21 protein-coding genes are annotated in these 24864 nt (G+C 72.1%); 10 read left to right on the plus strand and 11 right to left on the minus strand.

The window, feature by feature from the left end:
- Window positions 1-81: 81 nt before the first annotated feature.
- Together IE294_RS08010 and IE294_RS08015 are read right to left on the minus strand one after the other, a co-directional pair.
- Window positions 82-762: a class I SAM-dependent methyltransferase gene (locus IE294_RS08010; protein WP_189884094.1), complete on the minus strand. Its 681-nt coding sequence runs from the start codon at window positions 760-762 to the stop codon at window positions 82-84.
- Window positions 763-836: 74 nt separating this feature from the next.
- A complete protein-coding gene (locus tag IE294_RS08015) occupies window positions 837-1751 on the minus strand; it encodes an acyltransferase domain-containing protein (protein ID WP_189883785.1) in 915 nt (304 codons plus the stop codon).
- A gap of 130 nt (window positions 1752-1881) precedes the next feature.
- Between IE294_RS08015 and IE294_RS08020 the strand changes: the two genes are divergently transcribed.
- Window positions 1882-2205, plus strand: a complete 324-nt coding sequence (locus IE294_RS08020; RefSeq protein ID WP_189883787.1) for a DUF6343 family protein — start codon at window positions 1882-1884, stop codon at window positions 2203-2205.
- Window positions 2206-2331: 126 nt separating this feature from the next.
- Here IE294_RS08020 and IE294_RS08025 read toward each other — a convergent pair whose 3' ends face one another.
- From IE294_RS08025 to IE294_RS08035, 3 genes are all read right to left on the minus strand, one after another.
- Entirely contained in the window at window positions 2332-2712 is a 381-nt protein-coding gene (locus IE294_RS08025) for a tetratricopeptide repeat protein (protein ID WP_014672069.1), read from the minus strand.
- 90 nt (window positions 2713-2802) lie between these two features.
- Window positions 2803-3447: a dephospho-CoA kinase gene (coaE, locus tag IE294_RS08030; protein WP_189883789.1), complete on the minus strand. Its 645-nt coding sequence runs from the start codon at window positions 3445-3447 to the stop codon at window positions 2803-2805.
- A 45-nt stretch (window positions 3448-3492) separates the two neighbouring features.
- Window positions 3493-4431, minus strand: a complete 939-nt coding sequence (locus tag IE294_RS08035) for a PAC2 family protein (protein WP_189883791.1) — start codon at window positions 4429-4431, stop codon at window positions 3493-3495.
- Window positions 4432-4626: 195 nt separating this feature from the next.
- Between IE294_RS08035 and IE294_RS08040 the strand changes: the two genes are divergently transcribed.
- On the plus strand, window positions 4627-5589 hold the full coding sequence (locus IE294_RS08040; protein ID WP_189883793.1) for a right-handed parallel beta-helix repeat-containing protein: 963 nt from the start codon (window positions 4627-4629) through the stop codon (window positions 5587-5589).
- 71 nt (window positions 5590-5660) lie between these two features.
- Here the strand turns inward: IE294_RS08040 and rpsA are convergent, their stop codons facing one another.
- Window positions 5661-7151, minus strand: coding sequence for a 30S ribosomal protein S1 (rpsA, locus tag IE294_RS08045; RefSeq protein ID WP_014672073.1), 1491 nt, complete (start codon window positions 7149-7151; stop codon window positions 5661-5663).
- A gap of 388 nt (window positions 7152-7539) precedes the next feature.
- Between rpsA and IE294_RS08050 the strand changes: the two genes are divergently transcribed.
- Both IE294_RS08050 and hrpB read left to right on the plus strand, forming a co-directional pair.
- Window positions 7540-8358, plus strand: a complete 819-nt coding sequence (locus tag IE294_RS08050) for a class I SAM-dependent methyltransferase (protein ID WP_229917055.1) — start codon at window positions 7540-7542, stop codon at window positions 8356-8358.
- Window positions 8359-8445: 87 nt separating this feature from the next.
- Window positions 8446-10971, plus strand: coding sequence for an ATP-dependent helicase HrpB (gene hrpB, locus IE294_RS08055; RefSeq protein ID WP_189883795.1), 2526 nt, complete (start codon window positions 8446-8448; stop codon window positions 10969-10971).
- Here hrpB and pgfA read toward each other — a convergent pair.
- The 3 genes from pgfA to IE294_RS08070 form a co-directional block, all read right to left on the minus strand.
- Window positions 10961-11953, minus strand: coding sequence for a cell envelope lipid trafficking protein PgfA (gene pgfA, locus IE294_RS08060; RefSeq protein ID WP_189883797.1), 993 nt, complete (start codon window positions 11951-11953; stop codon window positions 10961-10963). The two genes, hrpB and pgfA, sit on opposite strands and share 11 nt — an antisense overlap.
- 27 nt (window positions 11954-11980) lie before the next feature.
- A complete protein-coding gene (locus IE294_RS08065) occupies window positions 11981-12115 on the minus strand; it encodes an SPW_0924 family protein (RefSeq protein ID WP_189815561.1) in 135 nt (44 codons plus the stop codon).
- A gap of 171 nt (window positions 12116-12286) precedes the next feature.
- Window positions 12287-14065, minus strand: coding sequence for a lytic transglycosylase domain-containing protein (locus IE294_RS08070; RefSeq protein WP_189883799.1), 1779 nt, complete (start codon window positions 14063-14065; stop codon window positions 12287-12289).
- A gap of 318 nt (window positions 14066-14383) precedes the next feature.
- Here IE294_RS08070 and IE294_RS08075 point away from each other — a divergent pair, with 318 nt between their 5' ends.
- Window positions 14384-15253, plus strand: a complete 870-nt coding sequence (locus IE294_RS08075) for a DUF4184 family protein (RefSeq protein WP_189884098.1) — start codon at window positions 14384-14386, stop codon at window positions 15251-15253.
- Here the strand turns inward: IE294_RS08075 and IE294_RS08080 are convergent.
- Both IE294_RS08080 and polA read right to left on the minus strand, forming a co-directional pair.
- Window positions 15162-15572 carry a hypothetical protein gene (locus IE294_RS08080; protein WP_189883801.1) on the minus strand — a complete coding sequence of 137 codons (411 nt, stop codon included), beginning with the start codon at window positions 15570-15572 and terminating at the stop codon, window positions 15162-15164. The genes IE294_RS08075 and IE294_RS08080 overlap by 92 nt on opposite strands.
- A 654-nt stretch (window positions 15573-16226) precedes the next feature.
- The gene (gene polA, locus IE294_RS08085; RefSeq protein ID WP_189883803.1) at window positions 16227-18953 is read right to left on the minus strand and encodes a DNA polymerase I; all 2727 of its coding nucleotides are present in this window, start codon (window positions 18951-18953) and stop codon (window positions 16227-16229) included.
- A gap of 309 nt (window positions 18954-19262) precedes the next feature.
- Here polA and IE294_RS08090 point away from each other — a divergent pair, with 309 nt between their 5' ends.
- From IE294_RS08090 to IE294_RS08110, 5 genes are all read left to right on the plus strand, one after another.
- Window positions 19263-21575: an FdhF/YdeP family oxidoreductase gene (locus tag IE294_RS08090; RefSeq protein ID WP_189883806.1), complete on the plus strand. Its 2313-nt coding sequence runs from the start codon at window positions 19263-19265 to the stop codon at window positions 21573-21575.
- Between the two features lie 47 nt (window positions 21576-21622).
- Window positions 21623-22114, plus strand: a complete 492-nt coding sequence (locus IE294_RS08095) for a hotdog fold thioesterase (protein WP_189815567.1) — start codon at window positions 21623-21625, stop codon at window positions 22112-22114.
- Between the two features lie 65 nt (window positions 22115-22179).
- Entirely contained in the window at window positions 22180-22596 is a 417-nt protein-coding gene (locus IE294_RS08100; protein ID WP_189883807.1) for a hypothetical protein, read from the plus strand.
- Window positions 22593-23228: a Tat pathway signal sequence domain protein gene (locus IE294_RS08105; RefSeq protein ID WP_189883809.1), complete on the plus strand. Its 636-nt coding sequence runs from the start codon at window positions 22593-22595 to the stop codon at window positions 23226-23228. The genes IE294_RS08100 and IE294_RS08105 overlap by 4 nt, the downstream gene beginning before the upstream one ends.
- 290 nt (window positions 23229-23518) lie before the next feature.
- The gene (locus IE294_RS08110) at window positions 23519-24751 is read left to right on the plus strand and encodes a branched-chain amino acid ABC transporter substrate-binding protein (RefSeq protein WP_189883811.1); all 1233 of its coding nucleotides are present in this window, start codon (window positions 23519-23521) and stop codon (window positions 24749-24751) included.
- The last annotated feature ends 113 nt before the right edge of the window (window positions 24752-24864 follow it).

Consider the following 24864-nt stretch of genomic DNA (forward strand, 5'->3'; position numbering starts at 1 on the left):
CATCGGCCGACACCTCACCGGCCGAGAACGCTCGCCCTCCCGCCCCCAGGATGAACGAACCGGTCGCGGGAGCCGGGGTGACTACGCCGAGGGCACCGCCCGGACCCACATCCCGTCCGGAGTCAGATACGTGTCCACCTCCAGTCCCGCCTCCGCCAGCGCCGACTCGAACTGCTCCTTCGTCAGGGGTCTGGAGAGGAACGTCTGCGTCCAGACCGCGTCCGGGAAGACATACTCCGCGCGGACCGAGTCCACCCCCTCCCCGGCCGGCTCCACCGAGGCGATCCGCACGGTGAAGCCACTCGGGTCGACCCGCTCCCTGGGCACGTCGGTGTGATAGTCCGCGCCCTCGCGCTGGATCAGCACACAGCCGCCGTCCGCCACATGCCGGGCGCAGGTCCTCAGGATGCCCCTGCGCACCTCCTCGTCACCGGCGTGCACCAGGAACGACGCGAGCATCACCACGTCGAACGTCTCGCCCAGGTCGAGGTCCTCGATGGAGCTGCGTATCGTGCGCGCTCCGCGGACCCGGGCCAGCATGTCGGCCGACTCGTCCACCGCCGTCACCGTGAAGCCGCGCTCCAGCAGCGGATGGGTCACCCGGCCCACCCCGCTGCCGAGTTCCAGGATGTGCGCCCCGGCCGGCACCGCCGCGGCGATGACGTCCGGCTCCTCGCCCACCGGCAGTCGCGCGTACAACTCGACCGCGCAGCCGTCCGGGGTGATCGCACCCGGTCCCGTGCCCTCGTAGCCCTCACGCATCTCGATCCTCATGCCCGGACAACGGCCCGCCCCCGCACACCCGTTCCCACCCTCCCCCAGTTCACTCGTTCGAGCTATTCAGCCCGGAACGGGAACCATCCGTGCCCGATGTACCAGTGGCCACCGGCCCGCAGATGGTCCCCGACCGCCCGCTCCACGGACGTCCGGCGGGGCAGCATGGCCACAGGCAGGTCCGGGTCCCCGAAGACGAACTGGACGGGTTCGGTGTCGGCCGGCTCGCTCTCCTCGCGGGCGATGCGGAACCGCTCCTGGAAGCGCAGGATGTTGGAGCCGGCGGGCAGGTACCGCAGCAACTGCGGGTCCAGCAGCCAGGAGTGGCACAGCACCGCCACCGGCCGCTCCTCGGGAAAGCACCGGGCGAAGAACTCCCGGGCCAGCACCAGGGAGCGGTCGCAGGCGGATGGGGACAGCGGGCCGTGGAAGTCGGGGATGTGCAGGTTCAGGCAGGGCGTTCCGGGCGCCGCGTCCAGTCCGGCCGGCGCCGTCGTCACCCACGCGTCGCGGTCCCCGAGCCGTGCGCGCTCGAACTGGAGCCGCCCGAGCTGGTACAGCTCGCCGCGGAAGTGCCGGACCAGCCAGCGCCACGACTGCACCCCGGCCCTGCCGTGCCGTCTGCGGTGCACGGCGAGGTGACGGCCCAGGTCGGCCAGGGTGCGCCGGGAGACCTCGGCCGGGACGCCGCGGGCCCGGTGGTGCGCCTGGGTACGCGGGAGCGCGGCGAGGAGGACGTGCACGGCGAAGGTGTCCCTCAGATCGGCCGGAGCCGAGGCGAGCAGATCGGGCAGCGCGGGCGTACGGCCCGTGTCCTCCGGCTCGCGGAAGATCTCCTCGACGCATTCCGCCAGGAGCCGGAGCGCGCCGGGATCACCGGTCAGCCCGCGCCACTGGGCGACGAGTTCGTTGACGTCCTCGTGCGGCACGGCCAGGTCGAGGAGCAGTGCGGGCAGGTCGTCGGCGTCCGGCAGCACGGGCGGTCCCCCTTCGGCATTCGGCGGACGGCCTCGTCACATCCCCTCATCAAGGGGTCCCGCCGCCTCGTCGCGAGTGTTGATGCACGTCGTCGTCGAAGAGTACGTTGCAGACAGGAGTGGTGATCCGATGCGTACGGGCAGTGAACCGGCGACCGCGCGCAGTGCCCTGCGGGCGCGGTTCTGGCTGAGCCTGTGGGGACTGTGCTGGGCGGTCTTCGGCACGGCGGCGTTCGCGCTGGTCGGCCGCCCGGGCTGGGCGGCGGCCTGCGGGGTGCTGTGGCTGCTGATCGTCGTCGACATGACCGTGATCCTTCGGCACATCCGGCAGGGCCCGCACTACCAGCCGGGCCGGGACGTACCGCCGTACCGGCCGTCGGACGGACCGCCGTATCCGGAGCCACGGAGGCACCGCCACCCGTTGCGAGGGCCATCGAGACACCACCACCCGTAACCGGCCGACACCGGCCACGGCCTCCCGTGACCGCTCGACACCAGTCCCCCCGCTCGGTGCCGGGGCAGTGAAGGGGATGGCCGGCAGCCACCGCGACCGCCCGCCCGGTCGCCCGCCGTCGCGCCGTCACTCCTCGAAGCGTGCCGCCTTCAGGTACTGCGGGTTGGGGTCCAGCGCCGCTGCCAGCCGGAAGTGGCGCTTGGCCTGGTCGGGGCGGCCCTGGCGCTCGTAGGTGCGGGCCAGTGCGAAGTGCGCGTACGCGTTGTCCGGCTCGCGCTCCAGCACGATGGTGAACTCAAGCTCGGCGGGACGCAGTTGCGCCGCGGCGAAGAAGGCGCGGGCGCGCAGCAGCCGGGCGGCGGTGTTCTCGGGGTGCGCGGCGATGACTCCGTCGAGCAGCTTCACCGCGCCCCGCGGGTCCCGCGCGTTGAGCAGTTGCTCGGCGGCACGGAAATCGATGACATGCGTTTCCGGAGTACGTCCGGTGGAACCGCTGGTCTCGGGCACGGCAGAGTCCTTCCCTCACTCCCGCCCTTCAACGCCCCGAGCCGGACCGCTATTCCGTACCGGCATGCCGTACCGGCCGTTCCACACCTTCTATCCCGTACTGTCCGCGCCGCCCGCGTCCTTCGGGGCCGCGCCGGCCTGCCGTGCCCGGCGTGCGAGGTCGTCCCAGACCTCGGCGACGCGCTTCGTCAGCGCGTCCAGGGGTACGTCGTTGTCGATCACGATGTCCGCGATCTCCCGGCGCTGCTCACGGGTCGCCTGCGCGGCCATGCGCGCGCGTGCGTCCTCCTCGGTCATCCCGCGCAGCCGTACCAGCCGGTCGAGCTGGGTCGCGGGGCTCGCGTCCACGACGATCACCACGTCGTAGAGCGGGGCGAGGCCGTTCTCGGTGAGCAGGGGCACGTCGTGGACCACCACGGCGTCCTCGGCCGCGGCTCTCTCCAGCTCGCGGGAACGGGCGCCCACCAAGGGGTGCACGATCGAGTTGAGGAGGGCGAGCTTCTCGGGGTCGGCGAAGACGATCGAACCGAGCCGGGGCCGGTCGAGGCCGCCGTCGGCGGCGAGGACGCCCGCTCCGAAGGCGTCGACCACGGCCGCCAGACCGGGCGTGCCGGGCGCCACGACCTCGCGCGCGATGCGGTCCGCGTCGATCAGCACGGCCCCGTGCCGCACGAGCAGCCGCGACACCTCGCTCTTGCCGGCGCCGATCCCGCCGGTCAGGCCCACTGTCAGCATGAGCGGAAGCTTAGGCCCTGTCCGTGCCGGCGGAACCGGCGGAGGTCAGTTGTCGCCCTCGCGCTCCGCCAGGAAGCGCTCGAACTCGCGCCCGATCTCGTCGGCCGACGGGATCTCCACGGGCTCGGCGAGCATGTTGCCCCTGGTCTCGGCACCCGCCGCGGCGTCGTACTGGTGCTCAAGGCCCTGGACGAGCGCGGTCAGTTCCTCGTCGCCCTCCTGGATCTGCCGGTCGATCTCGGTCTGCGTGCGGTGCGCGTCGGTGCGCAGCGCGTGCGCGACGCCGGGCAGGACCAGGCCGGTGGCGGCCGTGATGGCCTCCAGGACGGTCAGAGCGGCGTCGGGGTACGGCGAACGGGCGATGTAGTGCGGGACGTGCGCGGCGACGCCCAGGACGTCGTGCCCGGCCTCCATGAGGCGGTGTTCGAGCAGCGACTCGGCGCTGCCGGGCACCTGCGCCTCCTCGAAGGGGCTGCGGTGGCCGGGGACGAGGTCGGTGCGGTTGCCGTGCGGGGTCAGGCCCACGGGGCGGGTGTGCGGGACGCCCATGGGGATGCCGTGGAAGTTCACGGACAGGCGGACGCCGAGCCGCTCCACTATCTGCTGCACGGCCGCCGCGAACCGCTCCCACTCCACGTCGGGCTCGGGGCCGGACAGCAGCAGGAACGGGGCGCCGGTGGCGTCCTGGACGAGGCGCACCTCGATGGCCGGGGTCTCGTAGTCGGTCCAGCGGTCCCGCTTGAAGGTCAGCAGAGGCCGGCGGGCGCGGTAGTCCACGAGCCGGTCGTGGTCGAACCGGGCCACGACCTGGTGGGGCAGTGAGTCGAGCAGCCGGTCGACGATCTGGTCGCCGGTCTCGCCCGCGTCGATGTATCCGTCGAAGTGGTAGAGCATGACAAGGCCGGCCGACTCCTGGGCGAGCGCCATGTCCACCACGGCGAGGCCCTTCGGCTCCCATGCGTACAAACCCTGCGGATCAAGCACTGTGACCGCTCCTCCTCGTGTTCCCCATGGACAACGCGCCCCGGAACAGCGGAATTCCCGCGACACGCCGCTGATCAGCGATCTCTTGCGGGACACCTTGACGACCCGTCACCTGGTCCCTACCTTCACGGCAGCCGAGTTCAGCATCCCGGTCGTCGTTCACGTATGAGGAACGGCACGACAGGAAGGCACCCCATGCGCATACGCACGCCGCTCCCCTGCCTGTTCGCCGCAGCCCTCACCGCCGGCGGACTGCTCCTGACCGCCGCCGGCCCGGCCTCGGCCGTCACCACGATCGAGGTGACGACCGCGGCCCAGCTGAAGAGCGCGCTCGGCGCCGCCGGGCCCGGCGACACGATCCACCTGGCGGACGGCACGTACACGGGGAACTTCAAGGCGACGACACCGGCCACGGCGTCCGCCCGCATCACCCTCACCGGCTCCCCCGGGGCCGTGCTCACCGCCGGCGGCGGCTACGGCCTGCATCTGAACGGCGCCTCCTACTGGACGGTCCAGGGCGTGACCGTGACCGGCGGCCAGAAGGGCATCATGATCGACGCGGCCAGGGGGGTCGTGGTCGACGGCGTCACGGTCCACGGCCTGGACATGGAGGGCGTGCACTTCCGCACCTCCAGCACGGACGGCGTGATCAGGAACTCCAGGATCTACGACACCGGGAACGACGGCCGCGGCATGGGCGAGGGCGTCTACGTCGGGACCGCGAACACGCTGTCCGACAAGAGCGACCGCATCCAGATCCTGGGCAACACGATCGGTCCCGGCGTGGGCGGCGAGAACGTCGACATCAAGGAGGGCACGACCGGCGCCCGGATCATCGGCAACACCTTCGACGGCGGCGGCCTGACCGGCGCCAACTACGACGACTCCTGGGTCGACGTGAAGGGCAACGACGTCCTCGTCCAGGACAACACCGGCACCGCGACCAGCAACGACGGCTACCAGACCCACTCCCAGCAGCCCGGCTGGGGCTGCGGCACGATCTTCAAGGGCAACAAGTCAAACTTGACGACCGCCACCGGGACCACCCGGCTGGCGGTCAACGTCACCAACTTCGGCGCCGGCTGCACCACGACGGTCCACAGCAGCAACACGGTGACGGGCGGCAAGGGCCTGACCAACATCGCGGTGACCCCGTGAACGCCTGAGGGGCCGCACCTCGAAAGGTACGGCCCCTCAGCCGACTATCGGCTAAGCCCAGCGGCTAGCGTTCAGCTCTGCCCACCGGCCAGCTTCTCGCGCAGCGCGGCCAGCGCCTCGTCCGAGGCCAGCGCGCCGGAGGTGTCCGCGCCCTCGGAGGAGTACGAACCACCGGTCGCGGCCGGAGCCGCAGCCTCGCCACCCTCGGCCGCGGCAGCGGCGTCGGCCTCGCGGGACTTGATGACCTGCTGCTGGTGCTGCTCGAAGCGGGACTGCGCCTCGGCGTACTGGCGCTCCCACTCCTCGCGCTGCTTCTCGTAGCCCGGCAGCCAGTCGTTGGTCTCCGGGTCGAAGCCCTCGGGGTAGATGTAGTTGCCCTGGTCGTCGTAGGACGCGGCCATGCCGTACAGGGTCGGGTCGAACTCGACCGCCGTCGGGTCGGCACCGAAGGACTCGTTGGCCTGCTTCAGCGAGAGGCTGATCCGACGACGCTCCAGGTCGATGTCGATGACCTTGACGAAGATCTCGTCGTTGACCTGGACGACCTGCTCCGGGATCTCCACGTGGCGCTCGGCCAGCTCGGAGATGTGGACCAGACCCTCGATGCCCTCGTCCACGCGGACGAACGCACCGAACGGCACCAGCTTCGTGACCTTGCCGGGCACGACCTGGCCGATCTGGTGGGTGCGGGCGAACTGCTGCCACGGGTCTTCCTGGGTCGCCTTCAGCGACAGGGAGACGCGCTCGCGGTCCATGTCGACGTCGAGGACCTCGACGGTGACCTCCTGGCCGACCTCGACGACCTCGGACGGGTGGTCGATGTGCTTCCAGGACAGCTCGGAGACGTGGACCAGACCGTCGACGCCACCCAGGTCCACGAAGGCACCGAAGTTGACGATCGAGGAGACCACACCGGAGCGGACCTGACCCTTCTGGAGGGTCGTGAGGAACGTCTGGCGGACCTCGGACTGGGTCTGCTCCAGCCAGGCACGGCGGGACAGGACCACGTTGTTGCGGTTCTTGTCCAGCTCGATGATCTTGGCCTCGAGCTCCTTGCCGACGTACGGCTGGAGGTCGCGGACACGGCGCATCTCGACCAGGGAGGCCGGCAGGAAGCCACGGAGGCCGATGTCGAGGATGAGACCACCCTTGACGACCTCGATGACGGTACCGGTGACGATGCCGTCCTCTTCCTTGATCTTCTCGATGGTGCCCCAGGCACGCTCGTACTGGGCGCGCTTCTTCGAGAGGATCAGGCGGCCTTCCTTGTCCTCCTTCTGGAGGACCAGGGCCTCGATCTCGTCGCCGACGGCGACGACCTCGTTCGGGTCGACGTCGTGCTTGATCGAGAGCTCGCGGCTCGGGATGACACCTTCGGTCTTGTAACCGATGTCGAGCAGGACCTCGTCCCGGTCGACCTTCACGATGACGCCGTCGACGATGTCGCCGTCGTTGAAGTACTTGATCGTCTCGTCGATCGCTGCGAGGAAGGCTTCCTCGTTACCGATGTCGTTGACCGCTACCTGCGGGGTGGTGGCGGTGGTCTCGGTGCTGCTCGTCATGTGGGAAAGGGCTCCGGTACGGACATTGAAGTCGTAGGTACTGCTTACGCCGGGAGCCCGTTTCGCTCTGAAGAAGCCGGACAGCCAAGGAAGCGCCACATTGAACACCGGGTGCCCGGTGGCGCCTCGACAACCGAGGGGACATACAACAGATGCGAGCGCAGCCTGCTACGTCTGAGGTGCGCAGGCCCGCAGCGCAACTTGTAGCATACGGGGGCAGCCGGACATGGTCAATGCGCGAAGGCGCACACCCGGGGCAGATCGCCGCATTTCCGGCAGAAGAAACGTCCCAACAGGCCAGTACGGGCCTGGGGACCCCTTCCGCACGGACCCCCGGCGGACTGGACGGAAGAGTACGACGAGGGAGCCGATCATCCAAGAGCCGGAAGTGCACGAGCCAGAGGGGTCCGACGGGTTCGAGCCGGAAGCCACACGGCGTGACGCGGACGTCACCGAGAGCGCCCGGGCCAACCGGGGCTGGTGGGACCGCAACGCCGACGAGTACCAGATCGAGCACGGCACGTTCCTCGGCGACGACCGCTTCGTGTGGGGCCCGGAGGGCCTGGACGAGGTCGAGGCCGAGCTGCTCGGCCCGTCGGAGGAGCTGAAGGGCAAGGCGGTCCTGGAGATCGGCGCGGGCGCGGCGCAGTGCGCGCGCTGGCTGGCCGCCCAGGGCGCGCGTCCGGTGGCCCTGGACCTCTCGCACCGCCAGTTGCAGCACGCGCTGCGGATCGGCGGATCGTTTCCGCTGGTCTGCGCCGACGCCGGCGCGCTGCCCTTCGCGGACGGCTCCTTCGACCTGGCGTGCTCCGCGTACGGGGCGCTGCCGTTCGTGGCCGATCCGCGGCTGGTGCTGCGCGAGGTGCACCGGGTGCTGCGGCCGGGCGGGCGGTTCGTGTTCTCGGTGACGCATCCGATCCGCTGGGCGTTCCCGGACGAGCCGGGCCCGGAGGGTCTGTCGGTGTCCTCGTCCTATTTCGACCGCACGCCGTACGTGGAGCAGGACGAGCGGGGCCGCGCGGTCTACGTGGAGCACCACCGGACGCTCGGCGACCGGGTGCGGGACATCGCGGCCTCCGGGTTCCGGCTGGTGGACCTGGTGGAGCCGGAGTGGCCGGCCTGGAACACCTCGGAGTGGGGCGGCTGGTCGCCGCTGCGCGGGAACCTGATCCCGGGCACGGCGATCTTCGTGTGCGAGCGGGACTGATCGTCCCGGGCGGCCCGAGCGCCGCCCGGGACCGGCTGTCGCACGCGCGCGTGTCGACCGTTTCGGGCCCCGTACGACACTAGGGGCGTGATCCGTTACGACGCCCTGGACGCCCTTCCCGTGCGTGGCGCCCTTCCTGCCCTGGCCGAGGCCCTGGACGCCCGCGGCACCGCCGTCCTCGTGGCGCCGCCCGGCACCGGCAAGACGACGCTGGTGCCGCTGGTGCTGGCGGGGCTGGTCGGGGGCGGTCCCGCGCGGCGGGTCGTGGTGGCCGAGCCGCGGCGGATCGCGGCGCGGGCGGCGGCCCGGCGCATGGCGTGGCTGCTGGGCGAGAAACCGGGCGGCAGCGTCGGCTTCACGGTGCGCGGCGAGCGGACCGTGGGGCGGCACACGCGCGTGGAGGTCGTGACGACCGGTGTCCTGCTCCAGCGGCTCCAGCGTGACCAGGAGCTGACCGGGGTGGACGTCGTCGTCCTCGACGAGTGCCACGAGCGGCATCTGGACGCGGACACGGTGGCCGCGTTCCTGTGGGACGTGCGGCAGGCGCTGCGGCCGGAACTGCGGCTGGTGGCCGCGTCGGCGACCACGGACGCCGAGGGGTGGGCGCGGCTGCTCGGCGGAGCGCCGGTGGTCGAGGCGGCGGGCGCGGCGCATCCGGTGGAGGTCGTGTGGGCTCCCCCGGCGCGTCCGGTCCGGCCGCCGCACGGGATGCGGGTGGATCCGGCGCTGCTGGCCCATGTGGCGTCGGTGGTACGGCGGGCCCTGGCCGAGCGGGCCGGGGACGTGCTGTGTTTCCTGCCGGGCGTGGGCGAGATCGCGCGGGTGGCGGGCCTGCTGGGGGATCTGGGTGACGTGGACGTGCTCCAGGTGCACGGCCGGGCGCCGGCCGCCGTGCAGGACGCGGTGCTGGTGCCCGGGGGGCGGCGCCGGGTGGTGCTGGCGACGTCCGTGGCCGAGTCGTCGCTGACCGTGCCGGGGGTGCGGGTGGTGGTGGACTCCGGGCTGGCGCGGGAGCCCCGGGTGGATCACGCGCGCGGGCTGAGCGGGCTGACGACCGTACGGGCGTCGCGGGCGGCCGGGCGGCAGCGGGCGGGGCGGGCCGGGCGTGAGGCGCCGGGTGCGGTGTACCGGTGCTGGGCGGAGGCCGAGGACGGCCGTCTGCCGGCCTTCCCGGCGCCGGAGATCAAGGTGGCCGACCTGACCGCGTTCGCCCTTCAGGCGGCCTGCTGGGGCGATCCGGACGCCTCTGGGCTGGCGTTGCTGGATCCGCCGCCGGGCGGGGCGATGGCGGCGGCACGGGAGGTGCTGGCGGCCGTGGGGGCGGTGGACTCCGCCGGGCGGGCCACGGAGGTCGGCGTGCGGATGGCTCGGCTGGGGGTGCACCCCCGGCTGGGGCGGGCGTTGCTCGACACCGCCGGTCACGGGGCGGAGGTTGTCGCCCTGCTTTCCGAGGAGGTGCCCCGGGACTACGGGGATGATCTCGCCGGTGCGTTGCGCCGTGTCCGGCGTGGGGGTGACGCCTACGCCGCGCGGTGGGCCGCGGAGGTACGGCGGCTGCGGGGCGTCTCGGAGGAGTTCGCGCACCCGCCCGCCCTTCACGGTCGGCACGGAGGCGCCGTCCAGGCCGGACCGGGCACCGGCGACGACAAGCTCGCCGGGCTGGTCACCGCCCTGGCCTTTCCCGAGCGTGTCGCCAAGCTCGACGGCGGGTCGTACCTCATGGCCTCCGGGACGCGCGCGGAACCGGCCGAGGGGTCGGCGCTGCGCGGTGCTCCCTGGATCGTCGTGGCCGTCGCCGACCGGCCCTCCGGTACGGGCCACGCGCGCGTGCTGCTCGGGGCGGCCGTGGACGAGGACGTGGCGCGGGCCGCCGCCGGCGCGCTCCTGGCGGAAGGGGACGAGGTGCACTGGGCCGACGGGGACGTCGTGGCCCGGCATGCCGAACGGCTGGGGGCGATCGAGCTGGCCGTACGGCCCCTGAAGGACGCCGATCCGGCTCTCGTACGCGGCGCCCTCCTCGACGGGCTCCGGCACGACGGGCTCGGGCTGCTCCGCTGGTCGCCGGAGGCGGAAGTACTGCGGCAGCGGCTGGCGTTCCTGCGGGCGCACCTGGGTGAGCCGTGGCCGGACGTGTCCGACGCGGCGCTCCACGCGCGCGTGGACGAATGGCTGGAACCCGAGCTGAGCCGGGCCCGGCGGCGGGCCGATCTCGCGCGGATCGATGCCGGACAGGCGCTCGCGCGGCTGCTGCCCTGGGCGGGCGGGGAGGCCGCCCGGCTGGACGAACTCGCGCCCGAGCGGATCGCCGTACCGAGCGGGTCCAGGGTCCGCATCGACTACCGGGATCCCGGGCGGCCGGTCCTCGCCGTCAAGCTCCAGGAGATGTTCGGGCTGCGGGAGACACCGGCCGTCGCGGGTGTGCCGCTGCTCGTGCACCTGCTCTCGCCCGCCGGCCGGCCCGCCGCGGTCACCGCCGACCTCGCCTCCTTCTGGGCGGACGGTTACCGGGCCGTCCGGGCTGAGCTGCGCGGCCGGTACCCCAAGCACCCGTGGCCGGAGGACCCGGCGACCGCCGAGCCCACCCGGCACACCAACGCGCGGCTCAGGCGCTGACCGGTTCGGGCTCCTGCGTCCGCGGGCCGGCGGGGTCCTGCGGGCGGCGGGCGCGGGCCTCCAGCCAGAGGGAGAGGGCGAGGAAGGACAGGCCGAGGCCGAGGGAGCCCCAGGGGACGTACGAGGTGAGGGCCAGGACGAGGGTGCGGTTGTGGCGGACGAGGGCGACCGTGTGGTCGATGTAGTCCTCGCGCATCTTCACGTGCCCGGCGAACGCGGTGACCTTGGCGCGACCGCCGAGCAGGGTGCCGCCGCGCAGTTCCTCCTGGTGGATCTCCTCGCCGTAGACGGGTGCGCCGGTGACGGGTTCGACCCAGAACCTGCGGACCGTGGTGTACCAGCGGGTGGTGCCGGTCCGGGCGACCGATTCCGGGGTGATGCCCCGGACGGGCATGGTCTTCGGCATGGGGACCTTGGTCCAGGGGACGGTCTGCTCGAAGTAGTAGACCGTCAGGCCGCGGAAGGTCCGGGTGTCCCGGTAGTGGATGGGGTTGGTGGTGCGGGTCTGCGCGTCGAAGTACTCGTAGTCCCGTTTCTGGGTCAGGAAGGGCCACTTGAACTCGATGCCCTCGCGTTTCACCGGGTCGCCGTCGACCATCTCGCCGGTGGCGTGCACGGGGTCCTGGCTGTGGGCGTCGAAGATGTACCGTTCGGGCACCTTGGAGACCATGGTGCCGTCGGGGCCCTGGACGTAGGAGAGGCTGTCCCAGACGACGACGGGCCGTCCCGCCGTCCTCCCGATCTTCTTCGCGGCCTCCACATCGCCCTTGAGGGTCTGCACGATGGTGACCTTGGGGACCTTCTTCGCGCGCAGGGTGCCGTAGTCGAGGAGGGTGGCGTTCCGGGCCTCCAGGACCATGTCCTGGTACTGGTTCGCGGGGATCCGGGCCAGGCGGGGGAAGGCGTACCACCGCACCAGGGGGGCCAGCGCCGCGCAGAACACGGCGCAGGCGAGCAGGACCAGGCTTGCCTTGCGGCGCATTGCGGCCTCCCTTCCGGACGGGCGCGGCTACGGGTGCGCGGGCACCGTCGTCAGCAGCGGCTCGGGGGACGTCCGGCCCGACGGTGAGCCCAGCGCGCTGACCGTGAGGACCAGGGCGAGCGCGAGGGCGAGACCGGTCGCGGCGGCGATCAGGGCGCGCATGCGGGGCCTCCCGGCGGACTGTCGGTGTCCTGACGGGTCCCCACCGGATCCTGATGGGGCGTCAGGTCCGGCACCGTAGCAACGGGCGGACGAGATGAGAACAGCGGTGCACGCACGAAGAAGGGCGCCCGCCCGCCGGAGCGGGTCGGGCGCCCTGTGCGCCGTTGTGCGTCAGGAGGCGGACTCGCTCGGGTCCGGGCTCGCCGGGGAGTCGGCGGCGACGACCTTCAGTTCCACCGTGAGCGTGGCGCCGCCCGTGGTGGTGATGCGGAGCAGGAACGTGCCGGTGGTGCCGTCGGCGTACAGCTTCGGCAGCGTGAGCAGGCCCTTGTCGTCCGTCTGAAGGCCGGTGAGGGTGCGGACGGCCTTGCCGTCGGCGTCCTTGAAGTAGGGGCCCTTGTCGTTCTCCGTGGCGTCGTCCGCCGACTTGACCAGTGTGGCGGTGGCCGCGACCTTGTCCGCGACGGCGCCCTTGTACGTCGCCTTCACCTGGACCTGGTCGGCGAACTCGCCGCCCGGCGTGCAGCTCAGCGGGGTGTCGCCGGTGCGGACCAGTGTGTCGGCGGCGCGCGCGGTGACGGTCGCCGCGAAATCGACGCCCTTGACCGTGCGGCCCACGACGGCGGCGGTGACCTTGAAGTCGCCGGTCTTCTCGCCGGCCTGGAGCGCCGGGGCGAGCGCGATGCCCTTGGCGTCGGTGGCGACCGTGGCCACGGTCTCGCCGCCGGCGAAGGTGGCGTCGGTGTCACCGGTGATGGTGAACCGGATCCTGATCTTGGCGACGGACTTGCCGACCTTGGTCTCGGCGCGGACGCTGACCGGCTCGGCGAAGGCGTCACCGGCCATGGCGCTGAGCTTTCCGGTGCCCACGCCCACCAGGTGGTCCACCAGGTCGGTGGGCGTCTGCGGGTCGGTTGGCGGTGCCGGTGGCGTCGGTGGAGCGGGCGGGGTCGGCGGCGCGGGCGGGGTCGGCGGCGCGGGGTCGGGGCTCTCGCTCCCGCCGTGGTCGCTTCCGCCGTCGCCGCCGGGCTTGTGGGGCTTCGGGTCCGGCTTGGCCGGCGGGTCCGAGGGCTTCGGGGAGTGTGTACCGCCGGAGTCGTCGTCGCTGCGGTGCTCGGGGACGCCGCCGGTGCCGTCGGGGACGGAGTGGCTGCCCTTGCGGTAGTACTCCAGCCAGTTCAGGACCACGTTGAGGTAGTCCTGCGAGTTGTTGTAGCTGAGGATCGCGCTGTGCAGGCCGCCCTCGGTGGACATGTCCCAGTCGTTGCGGCACAGGTAGTGGCCTGCGGCGAGGGCGGCGTCGTAGACGTTGTTCGGGTCCTTCTTGCCGTCCCCGTTGCCGTCACGGCCCGCCCAGGCCCAGGTCGACGGGATGAACTGCATGGGGCCGACGGCCTGGTCGTAGGTGCTGTTGCCGTCGTACGCGCCGCCGTCGGTGTCCGGGATGAGCGCGAAGCCGTTGCCGTCGAGCTGCGGGCCCAGGATGCGGCCCACGGTGGTGCCGTCGGCGTCGACCTGGCCGCCGCGGGCGTGCCCCGACTCCACCTTGCCGATGGCGGCGAGCAGTTGCCAGGGCAGGTTGCAGCCGGGCTTGGAGGAGCGCAGTTCCGCCTCGGCCTTCTTGTAGGCGTCGAGGACCGTCGCCGGGATGCCGGCCTCGGCTGCCCCGTGGAAGACGGGGGGGCCGGCACTCGGCGAGGGGCTGGGGTTGGGGCTCTTCAGGGGCGGCAGGTCCGTGTAGTACGGCGAGTTGCCGGTCGCGTTGGCGGTGGCGTTGCCGTCGGCGGCCCCGTCCGTGGCGGGGGCGCTGGCGCCGGCCGCCGCCGGTCTGCCGTCGTCCTCGTTGGTCACTCCCGGTGCCTGGGACGCGGACAGAGCCGCGACCGCCGCCGCGGCCACGGCGGTGGTCGCCGCTCCCTTGCGCAGCCGCCTGCCGAAATGCGCCGCCATTGAGTGAACCCCTCCCATGGACGCCCGCGCGTCCGTCTCCTTCTGTCTGCCTCGCTCTGGTGTGACGGTTGACCCGGTGCTGTGGTTGCGCCTGTTCCGCCCTTCCCTCCGTGCGACGGGTGTACGGCCGTGCGCCCGCACGGCGACGCAGGTGACCCTACGACAACTTGCTTGGAAGCTGCACCGGTTCACACCCGGATTTCACCGTTTGGCCAACTGTCGCTGCCCATGCCTGCCCCGGGTGGCGGTCACGCATACTGGGCCGGCCTGATCACCGGCGCCGCGTTCCGCGCCCGCCGACCGCTCCGGGAGGCCCTGTTGCCGTTCACACTCAGCCATGCGGCGGCCGTGCTGCCCGCGATCCGCCGGGACGGGAGCGGCCGGGGCCCACTGGTGCCGACGGTGCTCGTCGCGGGTTCCTTCGCGCCCGACATGCCCTACTACGCGGCCGGTGTCCTGCCGGGCGGGATGGAGTTCGGCTCGGTCACGCACGCGTTCGCCGGCGTCGTCACGGTCGACGTGCTCATCACCTGGGCCCTGGCGGGGCTGTGGCTGCTGGTCCGGGAGCCGTTGCTCGCGCTGCTGCCACGGGCGCGGCAGGGCCGGCCGGCCGCCCTGCTGCGCTGCGGTGCGCCCCGCGCGCGGGTGCGAAGCGCGTCGGTGGGGCGGTGGTACGCCTCCGCGGTGCTCGGCGCGCTCACCCATGTGGTGGGGGACGCGTTCACGCATCACGACCGGTGGGGCACGCGGCTGGTTCCGGCCATCGGGCGGGACCGTCCGGCCGGCGTACCGCTGTTCACCTGGCTTCAGTACGGCTCGTCGGCGGCGGGTGCCGTGGTGATCGCCGTGTTCGTGGTACGCGCGCTGCGGCGGGCGCCGGACGGGGTGCCGACGGGGGTGCCGGTGCTGTCCGTGCGGGACCGGTGCCGGGCGCTCGCGGTGATCGGCGGCTGCGCGCTGGCCGCGGCGGTGCAGCGGACGGCGCGGTGGCGGGAGCGGCGGGGTACGGCCGCGGGGCCGTGGGAGCTGGTGCCCACCCTGTGCTTCGGAGTGGGCGCCGGGCTGCTCCTGGGGCTGCTGCTGTACGCCGTCGGGGTCAGGGTCTGGCGTCCGGCCGCCGGTCCCGGGGGTCCAGGGGATCCCGGTGGGGTGGTCGGTGCGGGCCGGGGGCGGCCGGTCGCTCGGTGACGGACGCGACGAAGACCGTGAGCGTGGGCCGGGGGCGTGATCTCGGGATCAGGGTGAGGACGAGGGCGGCGTAGCCGCGGGCCAGGTCGGCCCACTGGCGCCAGTCGGGGGTGCGGGCCGCGCGGTCGGCGACCCTGCGCCGGAGGTCCTTGGGGACGTTGCGGACGGTCGTGGCCAGATCGGCCGGGATGCGGGCGGTGCTTGCGTCGGCCGCGAGGGCCGGCACCGGCGCGGCGGGCACGGCCTGCGTCGAGGCGGTGCCCACCCAGACCCCGGCTGATGCCTCGGGCGTCCGGCGGTGAAGCATGCGTATACCCATGCCCGCAGTGTTGCGGCTGCGGGGGGTGGGGGGCGTTTTGGCGGGGTCCGTTCGGGTTGTGACGAATCCCTCCGGGGGACCGGCCGGGCGTTCGAGCTCGGGTGGGTCGTGGCGAGGGGGGCGAGGCGGTCGGGGCGCGGTGTTCCGAACCGCTGGGCTGCGTCGTGGGGGGTGACCGGCGGCCGGGGGCGGCGTGCCCTGAACCGCTGGGCTGGGCTGGGGGGAGACGATCGACGGTCGGGGGCGCGATGCCCCGCACCACCGGGCCACGTCATAGGGAGAGGCGACCGGCGGCCGAGGACGGCGTACCCCGAACCGCCGGGCTGGGCTGGGCTGGGGGGAGACGATCGACGGTCGGGGGCGCGATGCCCCGCACCACCGGGCCGCGTCGTAGGGAGAGGCGACCGGCGGCCGAGGACGGCGTACCCCGAACCGCCGGACCGCATCCGGGGGGGAGATGACCGGCGGTCCAGGGCGCGATGCCGCACACCACCGGGCCACGTCCGTGGGGAGAAGTGATCGGCGGCCGGGGGCACGGCACCCCGCACCGCCGGGCTGCGCCGCAGGGGGGGATCCGCGTTGCGGCGGCGAAGCCGATCACCCTTGGCCGCGATGCCCGCGCCTCCGCTCGGTCGCCCCCCCACGCGCCGCATGCTAGTGGGCCGCCGATTCCCAGTCCGGGCCCACGCCCACCGAGACGTCCAGCGGGGCCCTGAGCTGCACGGCGCCCGCCATTTCGCGGCGGACGATCTCCTCCGCCGCCGCCCGCTCGCCGGGGGCGATCTCCAGCACGATCTCGTCGTGGACCTGGAGGAGCATGCGGGACCTGAGGTCCGCCTCCCGCAGCGCGCTGTCCACCTTGAGCATGGCGATCTTCACGATGTCCGCCGCCGTGCCCTGGATGGGCGCGTTGAGGGCCATGCGCTCGGCCGCCTCGCGGCGCTGGCGGTTGTCGCTGTTGAGGTCGGGCAGGTAGCGGCGGCGCCCGAAGAGCGTCGCGGTGTAGCCCGTCGCCCGGGCCTCGTCGACCGCCCGGCGCAGATAGTCCCGCACCCCGCCGAAGCGCTCGAAGTAGGCGTCCATCAGGGCGCGGGCCTCGGCCGCCTCGATGTTCAGCTGCTGGGAGAGGCCGAACGCGGACAGGCCGTACGCGAGGCCGTACGACATCGCCTTGATCTTGCGGCGCATCTCGGCGTCGACCGCGCCGGGCTCGACGCCGAACACCTGGGACGCGGCGGTGGTGTGCAGGTCCTCACCGGAGGTGAACGCCTGGATCAGGCCCACGTCCTCGGAGAGGTGGGCCATGACGCGCAGTTCGATCTGGCTGTAGTCCGCGGTCATCAGGGACTCGAAGCCCTCGCCGACCACGAATCCCCGGCGGATCGCCCGGCCCTCGTCCGTGCGGACGGGGATGTTCTGGAGGTTGGGGTCGGTGGAGGACAGACGCCCGGTCGCGGCCACCGTCTGGTTGAAGGTGGTGTGGATCCGGCCGTCCCCCGCGATGGTCTTGATCAGGCCCTCGACGGTCACCCGCAGCTTGGCCTGCTCGCGGTGCCGGAGCATGATCACGGGCAGTTCGTTGTCGGTCTGGGTGGCGAGCCAGGCCAGGGCGTCGGCGTCCGTGGTGTAGCCGGTCTTGGTCTTCTTCGTCTTCGGCAGGGCCAGCTCGCCGAAGAGGACCTCCTGGAGCTGCTTGGGCGAGCCCAGGTTGAACTCGTGGCCGGCCGCCGCGTGCGCCTCCTTCACGGCCTGCTGCACGGCGCCCGCGAACATCTGCTCCATCGCTTCGAGGTGCGGCCGGTCCGCCGCGATGCCGTGGCGCTCCATGCGGGCGAGCAGCGCGGAGGTGGGCAGCTCCATGTCGCGGAGCAGGTCGGCGGCGCCGACCTCCTCCAGGCGGTCCTCGAAGGCCGTGCCGAGGTCCAGGACGGCGCGGGCCTGGACCATCAGGGCCTCGGCCTCGGCGCCGTCGTCCGCGCCGAAGGCCAGCTGGCCGTCGGCCGCAGCGGCGGGGGCCAGCTCGCGGTGCAGGTACTCCATCGACAGCGCGTCCAGGTCGAAGGAGCGGCGGCCGGGCTTGACCAGGTAGGCGGCGAGCGCGGTGTCCATGCGCACGCCCTCGACGCTCCAGCCGTGCTCGGCGAAGACCCGCATGGCGCCCTTGGCGTTGTGGAACACCTTGGGGCGGGCCGAGTCGGCCAGCCAGGCGGCGAAGGCGTTCTCGTCGGCCTCGTCCAGCTCCGACGGGTCGAACCAGGCCGCCGCTCCCCCGGCCGCGGCGAGGGCCACCTCGGCGACCGAGCCGGCGCCCAGCGCCCAGGTGTCGACGGTGGCGACGCCCAGGGGTCCGGCGCCGTGCTCGGCGAGCCAGGGGGCCAGCTCGCCGGTGCGCAGGATCGCGCCGTCGATCTCGACGCCGTCGGTGGCGACCGGGGTGGCCTCGGCCTCCTCCGTGCCGGGGTCGACGGCGAAGAGCCGCTCGCGCAGCGACGGGTTGCGGATCTCCAGGGTGTCCAGGACCATCGCGACGGCCTTGCGGTCGTAGGCGGCCCGCTCCAGGTCGGCGACCGCCTTCGGCAGCTCCACCTGGCGTTCCAGCTCGGTGAGGAGGCGGTTGAGCTTGACGGACTCCAGGTGGTCGCGGAGGTTCTGCCCGGCCTTGCCCTTGACCTCCTCGACCCGCTCGACCAGCTCGGCGAAGGAGCCGAACTGGTTGATCCACTTCGCGGCGGTCTTCTCGCCGACGCCGGGGATGCCGGGGAGGTTGTCGGACGGGTCGCCGCGCAGGGCCGCGAAGTCCGGGTACTGGGCGGGCGTCAATCCGTACTTCTCGAAAACCTTCTCCGGGGTGAAGCGGGTCAGCTCCGAGACGCCCTTGGTCGGGTAGAGCACGGTGGTGTTCTCGCTGACCAGCTGGAAGGAGTCGCGGTCGCCGGTGACGATCAGCACCTCGAAGCCCTCGGCCTCGGCCTGGGTGGCGAGGGTGGCGATGATGTCGTCCGCCTCGTAGCCCTCGACGGCGAAGCGGTGCGCGTGCATCGCGTCGAGCAGCTCGCCGATCAGCTCGACCTGGCCCTTGAACTCGTCCGGGGTCTTGGAGCGGTTCGCCTTGTACTCGGTGAACCGCTCGGAGCGCCAGGTCTTGCGGGAGACGTCGAAGGCCACCGCGAAGTGCGTGGGCGCCTCGTCACGCAGGGTGTTGGCCAGCATCGACGCGAAGCCGTAGATCGCGTTCGTCGGCTGGCCGGTCGCGGTCGTGAAGTTCTCCGCGGGCAGCGCGAAGAACGCGCGGTAGGCCAGCGAGTGCCCGTCCATGAGCATCAGCCGGGGACGGGAGCCGCCGGGGGTCTTGTCGGTCTGCTTCGATGCTGTCTCTGCCACGTCCCCGATCCTGCCACGAGCCACTGACAGCGCGGGCCGGGCGGTTCCGGCGGGGGCACAGCCGGTTGCCTCCCGGTCGCTCACGGCGACGAGGATCACGCGCGTCCCACGACGACGAGGATCCCGCGCATCTCACGACGACGAGGATCCCGCGCGTCCCACGACGACGAGCATCCCGCGCGGACGAACGCCGCGGAACCGGCGCAAGCAATGCTGCCGCCTCCCGCCCTGCCCGCCCGGCACCGTTGTCGGCGGACCGTGGGAGGATCGTCGGCGTACTTCTCACACGCAGTCGAAGGGGATCGTGCGATGGCGACGAAGCCGCCCAAGGGTGATCCGGTCCAGGACGCGCCGCAGGTCGCGGAGCCCCGGCACGCGGCGGCGGGGCTGCCGGCCATCGGGCACACGCTGCGCATCGCCCAGCAGCAGATGGGTGTGAAGCGCACCGCGCTGACGCTGCTGCGCGTGAACCAGAAGGACGGCTTCGACTGCCCGGGCTGCGCCTGGCCGGAGCCGGACCACCGGCACACGGCGGAGTTCTGCGAGAACGGCGCCAAGGCGGTGGCCGAGGAGGCCACCCTGCGCCGGGTCACGCCCGAGTTCTTCGCCGCGCACTCCGTCGCGGACCTGTCCGGCCGCAGCGGCTACTGGCTGGGACAGCAGGGCCGGCTCACCCACCCCATGTACCTCCCCGAGGGCGGCACGCACTACGAGCCGGTCTCCTGGGAGCGGGCCTTCGACATCGTCGCCGAGGAGATCGCCGCCCTCGGCTCCCCGGACGAGGCCGTCTTCTACACCTCCGGCCGCACCAGCAACGAGGCCGCGTTCCTGTACCAGCTCTTCGCGCGCGAGCTGGGCACGAACAACCTGCCGGACTGCTCGAACATGTGCCACGAGTCGTCCGGGTCGGCGCTCAGCGAGACCATCGGGATCGGCAAGGGCAGCGTCCTACTGGAGGACCTGTACAAGGCCGACCTGATCATCGTCGCGGGCCAGAACCCGGGCACGAACCACCCGCGCATGCTCTCCGCGCTGGAGAAGGCCAAGGCGAACGGCGCGAAGGTCATCAGCGTCAACCCGCTGCCCGAGGCGGGCCTGGAGCGCTTCAAGAACCCCCAGACCCCGCAGGGCCTCCTCAGGGGCGCCGCCCTCACCGACCTGTTCCTCCAGATCCGCATCGGCGGCGACCAGGCGCTCTTCCGGCTCCTCAACAAGCTGATCCTTCAGACCGAGGGTGCGGTCGACGAGGAGTTCGTCCGCGAACACACCCACGGCTTCGAGGAGTTCGCGAAGGCCGCGCGTGCCGCCGACTGGGACGAGACGCTGACCGCGACCGGCCTCACGCGCGCGGAGATCGAGCAGGCCCTCGGCATGGTCCTCGCCTCACGGCGGACCATCGTCTGCTGGGCCATGGGCCTCACCCAGCACAAGCACGCCGTCCCGACCATCCGCGAGGTGGTCAACTTCCTGCTGCTGCGCGGTGACATCGGCCGCCCGGGGGCGGGCGTGTGCCCGGTGCGCGGGCACAGCAACGTCCAGGGCGACCGCACCATGGGCATCTTCGAACGGCCCGCGCCGGCCTTCCTGGACGCCCTGGAGAAGGAGTTCGGGTTCGCGCCGCCGCGCGAGCACGGCTTCGACGTCGTACGGGCCATCCGCGCGCTGCGCGACGGCGAGGCGAAGGTCTTCTTCGCCATGGGCGGCAACTTCGTCTCCGCCTCGCCCGACACGGAGGTCACCGAGGCCGCGATGCGCCGCGCGCGGCTGACCGTGCACGTGTCGACCAAGCTGAACCGCTCGCACGTGGTCACGGGCGCGCGGGCGCTGATCCTGCCCACGCTGGGCCGGACCGAACGCGACGTGCAGGACGGCGGCGAGCAGTTCGTGACGGTCGAGGACTCCATGGGCATGGTGCACGCCTCGCGCGGGCGCCTGAGGCCCGCGAGCCCCCACCTGCGGTCCGAGCCGGCCATCGTCTGCGGTCTCGCCCGGCGGGTGCTCGGCGAGCGCAGCGTCGTGCCGTGGGAGGAGTTCGCGAAGGACTACGCGACCGTCCGTGACCGCATCGCGCGCGTGATCCCCGGTTTCGAGGACTTCGGCGCGCGCGTGTCCCGGCCCGGCGGCTTCGCGCTGCCGCACGCCCCGCGCGACGAGCGGCGCTTCCCGACCGCCACGGGCAAGGCGAACTTCACGGCCGCGCCGGTGGAGTACCCGGCGCTGCCCGAGGGCCGGCTGCTGTTGCAGACCCTGCGCTCGCACGACCAGTACAACACCACCATCTACGGCCTGGACGACCGCTACCGGGGCATCACGGGCGGGCGCCGGGTGGTGCTGGTGCACCCCGAGGACGCCCGGTCGCTCGGGATCGCCGAGGGGTCGTACGTCGACCTGGTGAGCGAGTGGCGGGACGGGGTGGAGCGGCGGGCGCCCGGTTTCCGGGTCGTGCTGTATCCGACGGCCCGGGGATGCGCGGCGGCGTACTACCCCGAGACGAACGTGCTGGTGCCGTTGGACGCCACCGCCGACACCAGCAACACCCCGGCCAGCAAGTCCGTCGTCGTACGGCTGGAGGACCACACCGGCACCGCCGGGAGCCGTCTGGAACAATCGGCGACCGACTGAGCGTTTGCTCAGCGAGCAGACAGGTGGACGACGAACGGAGCCGGCCCATGGGCGAGCAGCAGCACGTGAAGTTCCCGCAGGAGGTCCTCGACGAGTACACGGCGCTCGGTGTGGACCTGCCCGCCCTGTTCTCGGCCGGGCATCTGGGCACGCGGATGGGCGTGCAGATCCTGGAGGCCTCGGCGGACAAGGTCGTCGGGACCATGCCGGTGGAGGGCAACACCCAGCCGTACGGCCTGCTGCACGGCGGCGCCTCCGCGGTGCTGGCGGAGACCCTGGGCTCGGTCGGCTCCATGCTGCACGGCGGCAGCACGAAGGTCGCGGTCGGCGTGGACCTGAACTGCACGCACCACCGCGGCGTCCGCTCCGGCCTGGTGACGGGCGTGGCCACGCCGGTGCACCGGGGGCGGTCGACGGCGACGTACGAGATCGTGATCAGCGACGAGGAGGGCCGCCGCGTCTGCACCGCCCGGCTGACCTGCCTGCTGCGCGACGTCCGGCCGGGCGACGGAGCGCCCGCGGAGTCCGCCGCGAGCTGAGCGCCGCTCCCACCGGCCCCCGCCGGACCGTTGCCCCTCGCCCTCCCTCCCTCTAGCTTCGGCACATGGGACGGCGAGGAGGCCCCCGGCCGGGGGTGAGGTTCCTGATGCCGGGGCTGGCGTTGCCGGCGCTGCTGTGTACGACGGGCTGCACCGGACCGGACGGCTCCGCTCCCTCCCCCACCACGGCCTCGGCCTCGGCCTCGGCCTCACCGCAGCCCACCTCGGACGCCAGCCTGTGCACCAGGCTCGTCACCTACTGGGCCCGCAGGACGCTCGCCGACGACACCTACGGCGACTACCAGTCGATGGGGCTGTCCCACGGGCAGTACCGGATCCTCCTGGACGTCGTGGCGGCGGGACGCTCCGCGCGGAAGCAGCAAGGCGCGGACGTCACCGGGCGGTTGATGGACCGTCAGGCCCGCACGGCGTGTGCCGCGCGCTACCGCCACGGGACCCCGAGCACAGGTCCCTGGACATGAGCGGCATCGGTCCGCTGGAGCCCGGCGAGGGTACGCGCGCGTGGGACGGCCGGCGGCCGGCGGACACGCGTCCGCCCGGCCGGACACGCGCGGCCCTGACCGCCTGGTACGCCCGCCACCGGCGGGTCACCGTCGCCCTCGCCGCCGCGGCCCTCGCCCTGGCGGGCGGCGGCTGTCTGTACGCCACCCGGCCGCACCGGCCGCCCCCGCGCGAGGACCGGGCGCACGCGCAAGTCCCGTACCCCGCCCAGGTGGTGGACATGACCTACCTGGACGGCCGGACCACTCCCGCGGGCGCCCCGCCGCGCAGCTTCAGCTTCGCCGTGCTGCTGAGCGTGACCTCGGGGCCGCCGGTCACCGTGACCCGGGTGACCCAGCCGTACGCGGGCCTGTCCCTGAATCCGGAGCCACCTGTTCCGTTTCGGACAAGGTCGGGTTCCGCCCGCAAGGTCACGATCACGATGCACGTGACGGAATGCGAAAAAGTCCCCAAGAACGCCGGACTCCCTTTCCTGGACGTAACTCTGCGTAATACGCGCGCAATACAGGTCCAGAGCTACATCCTGGGCCCCCGTTACGCACAGGACCTCTCACACGCCCTGCAAGTAGCTTGCGGCAACAAAGTTCGGTAATCACCAAAACCGCTGAGACGCCTGGATGGATCAAGGCGAGTCCTGCGGGTTCTCACAATGCGGACGGTGCGAATCCACCTGAATTCCACCTTCCACCCCACCAAGTACCGCTCTGCATTACGTCGTGTCATAACAAGAGCGTCACAGCCTCGGCCAGACACTCCTCCACGTTCCCCACACACGCCTAGAGTCACGGCCAGTCACCGCGCCTTCGGATTGCCCAATTCAGCGCGGCGCGCGACTCGGCCGCTTCCACGGGGAGGCGGTTGTGCCTGGGGAAAGGACTGATCGTGCGTCAACGTTCGCTTATCGCCATCACCGCCGCGCTGGCGGCGGGAGCGCTCACCCTCACCGCCTGCGGCTCGCGCGACAGCGGCGACAAGGGCTCCGACTCCGGCAACGGCGGCAGCACCGTCGTCATCGGCGTCGACGCCCCCCTGACCGGCGACCTGTCCGCCATGGGCCTCGGCATCAAGAACTCCGCGGACCTCGCCGTCCGCAACGCCAACAAGCAGAAGCTCGTCAAGGGCATCACCTTCAAGATCGAAGCCCTCGATGACCAGAAGCAGCCGTCCCAGGGTCAGCAGAACGCCACCAAGCTCGTCGCCGACAGCAACGTCCTCGGCGTCGTCGGCCCGCTGAACTCCTCCGTCGCCGAGTCGATGCAGAAGGTCTTCGACGACGCCAAGCTCGTCGAGGTCTCCCCGGCCAACACCGGTCCGGCCCTCACCCAGGGCGCGGACTGGCAGACCAAGAAGGTGCGCCCCTACAAGTCGTACTTCCGCACCGCGACCACGGACGCCATCCAGGGCCCGTTCGCCGCCCAGTACGTCTTCAACACCGCCAAGAAGAAGAAGGTCTTCGTCATCGACGACAAGAAGACCTACGGCGCGGGCCTCGCCGGCACCTTCAGCGAGGAGTTCAAGAAGCTCGGCGGCAAGGTCGTCGGCACCGAGCACATCAACCCCGACACCACGGACTTCTCCGCCGTCGCCACCAAGGTGAAGAACTCGGGAGCGGACGTCGTCTACTACGGCGGCGAATACCCGCAGGCGGGCCCGCTCAGCAAGCAGATCAAGGCCGCCGGAGCCAAGATCCCGCTCGTCGGCGGCGACGGCATCAACGACGCCACCTACGGCAAGCTGGCCGGTCCCGAGGCCACCGGCGACCTCGCCACCTCGGTCGGCGCCCCCGTCGAGTCCCTGCCCTCCGCCAAGCAGTTCGTCTCCGACTACAAGGCAGCCGGCTACAAGGACGAGTACTCCGCCTACGGCGGCTACTCCTACGACTCCGCCTGGGCGATCATCGAGGCCGTGAAGAAGGTCGTCGAGGACAACGGCGGCAAGCTGCCCTCCGACGCCCGCGCCAAGGTCACCGCCGCCATGCAGAACGTCTCCTTCGACGGTGTGACCGGCAAGGTCTCCTTCGACGAGTTCGGTGACGCCACCAACAAGCAGCTCACCGTGTACGCCGTCAAGAACGGTGCCTTCACGGCCGTCAAGTCCGGTACCTTCACCGGCTGACCACGCCCGCACCATCCTCACGAGCCGCGCGGGGCGCTGTTCCACTGGCGCCCCGCGCGGACTCGCATCCGGACACACCCGTCGAGCTTTTCCGAACGTCTCGGAGGACATGC

Source organism: Streptomyces canarius (genome assembly GCF_014650735.1).
GTDB classification, from domain to species: Bacteria; Actinomycetota; Actinomycetes; order Streptomycetales; family Streptomycetaceae; genus Streptomyces; species Streptomyces olivaceoviridis.

Excerpts from the sequence above, each read along its gene's own strand:
- IE294_RS08040 (WP_189883793.1), top strand. The coding sequence starts at position 4,627 with ATGCGCATACGCACGCCGCTCCCCTGCCTGTTCGCCGCAGCCCTCACC.
- IE294_RS08070 (WP_189883799.1), bottom strand. The coding sequence starts at position 14,065 with ATGGCGGCGCATTTCGGCAGGCGGCTGCGCAAGGGAGCGGCGACCACC.
- IE294_RS08080 (WP_189883801.1), bottom strand. The coding sequence starts at position 15,572 with ATGGGTATACGCATGCTTCACCGCCGGACGCCCGAGGCATCAGCCGGG.
- IE294_RS08095 (WP_189815567.1), top strand. The coding sequence starts at position 21,623 with ATGGGCGAGCAGCAGCACGTGAAGTTCCCGCAGGAGGTCCTCGACGAG.
- rpsA (WP_014672073.1), bottom strand. The coding sequence starts at position 7,151 with ATGACGAGCAGCACCGAGACCACCGCCACCACCCCGCAGGTAGCGGTC.
- IE294_RS08090 (WP_189883806.1), top strand. The coding sequence starts at position 19,263 with ATGGCGACGAAGCCGCCCAAGGGTGATCCGGTCCAGGACGCGCCGCAG.
- pgfA (WP_189883797.1), bottom strand. The coding sequence starts at position 11,953 with ATGCGCCGCAAGGCAAGCCTGGTCCTGCTCGCCTGCGCCGTGTTCTGC.
- coaE (WP_189883789.1), bottom strand. The coding sequence starts at position 3,447 with ATGCTGACAGTGGGCCTGACCGGCGGGATCGGCGCCGGCAAGAGCGAG.
- IE294_RS08020 (WP_189883787.1), top strand. The coding sequence starts at position 1,882 with ATGCGTACGGGCAGTGAACCGGCGACCGCGCGCAGTGCCCTGCGGGCG.
- IE294_RS08065 (WP_189815561.1), bottom strand. The coding sequence starts at position 12,115 with ATGCGCGCCCTGATCGCCGCCGCGACCGGTCTCGCCCTCGCGCTCGCC.
- IE294_RS08010 (WP_189884094.1), bottom strand. The coding sequence starts at position 762 with ATGCGTGAGGGCTACGAGGGCACGGGACCGGGTGCGATCACCCCGGAC.
- IE294_RS08105 (WP_189883809.1), top strand. The coding sequence starts at position 22,593 with ATGAGCGGCATCGGTCCGCTGGAGCCCGGCGAGGGTACGCGCGCGTGG.
- IE294_RS08100 (WP_189883807.1), top strand. The coding sequence starts at position 22,180 with ATGGGACGGCGAGGAGGCCCCCGGCCGGGGGTGAGGTTCCTGATGCCG.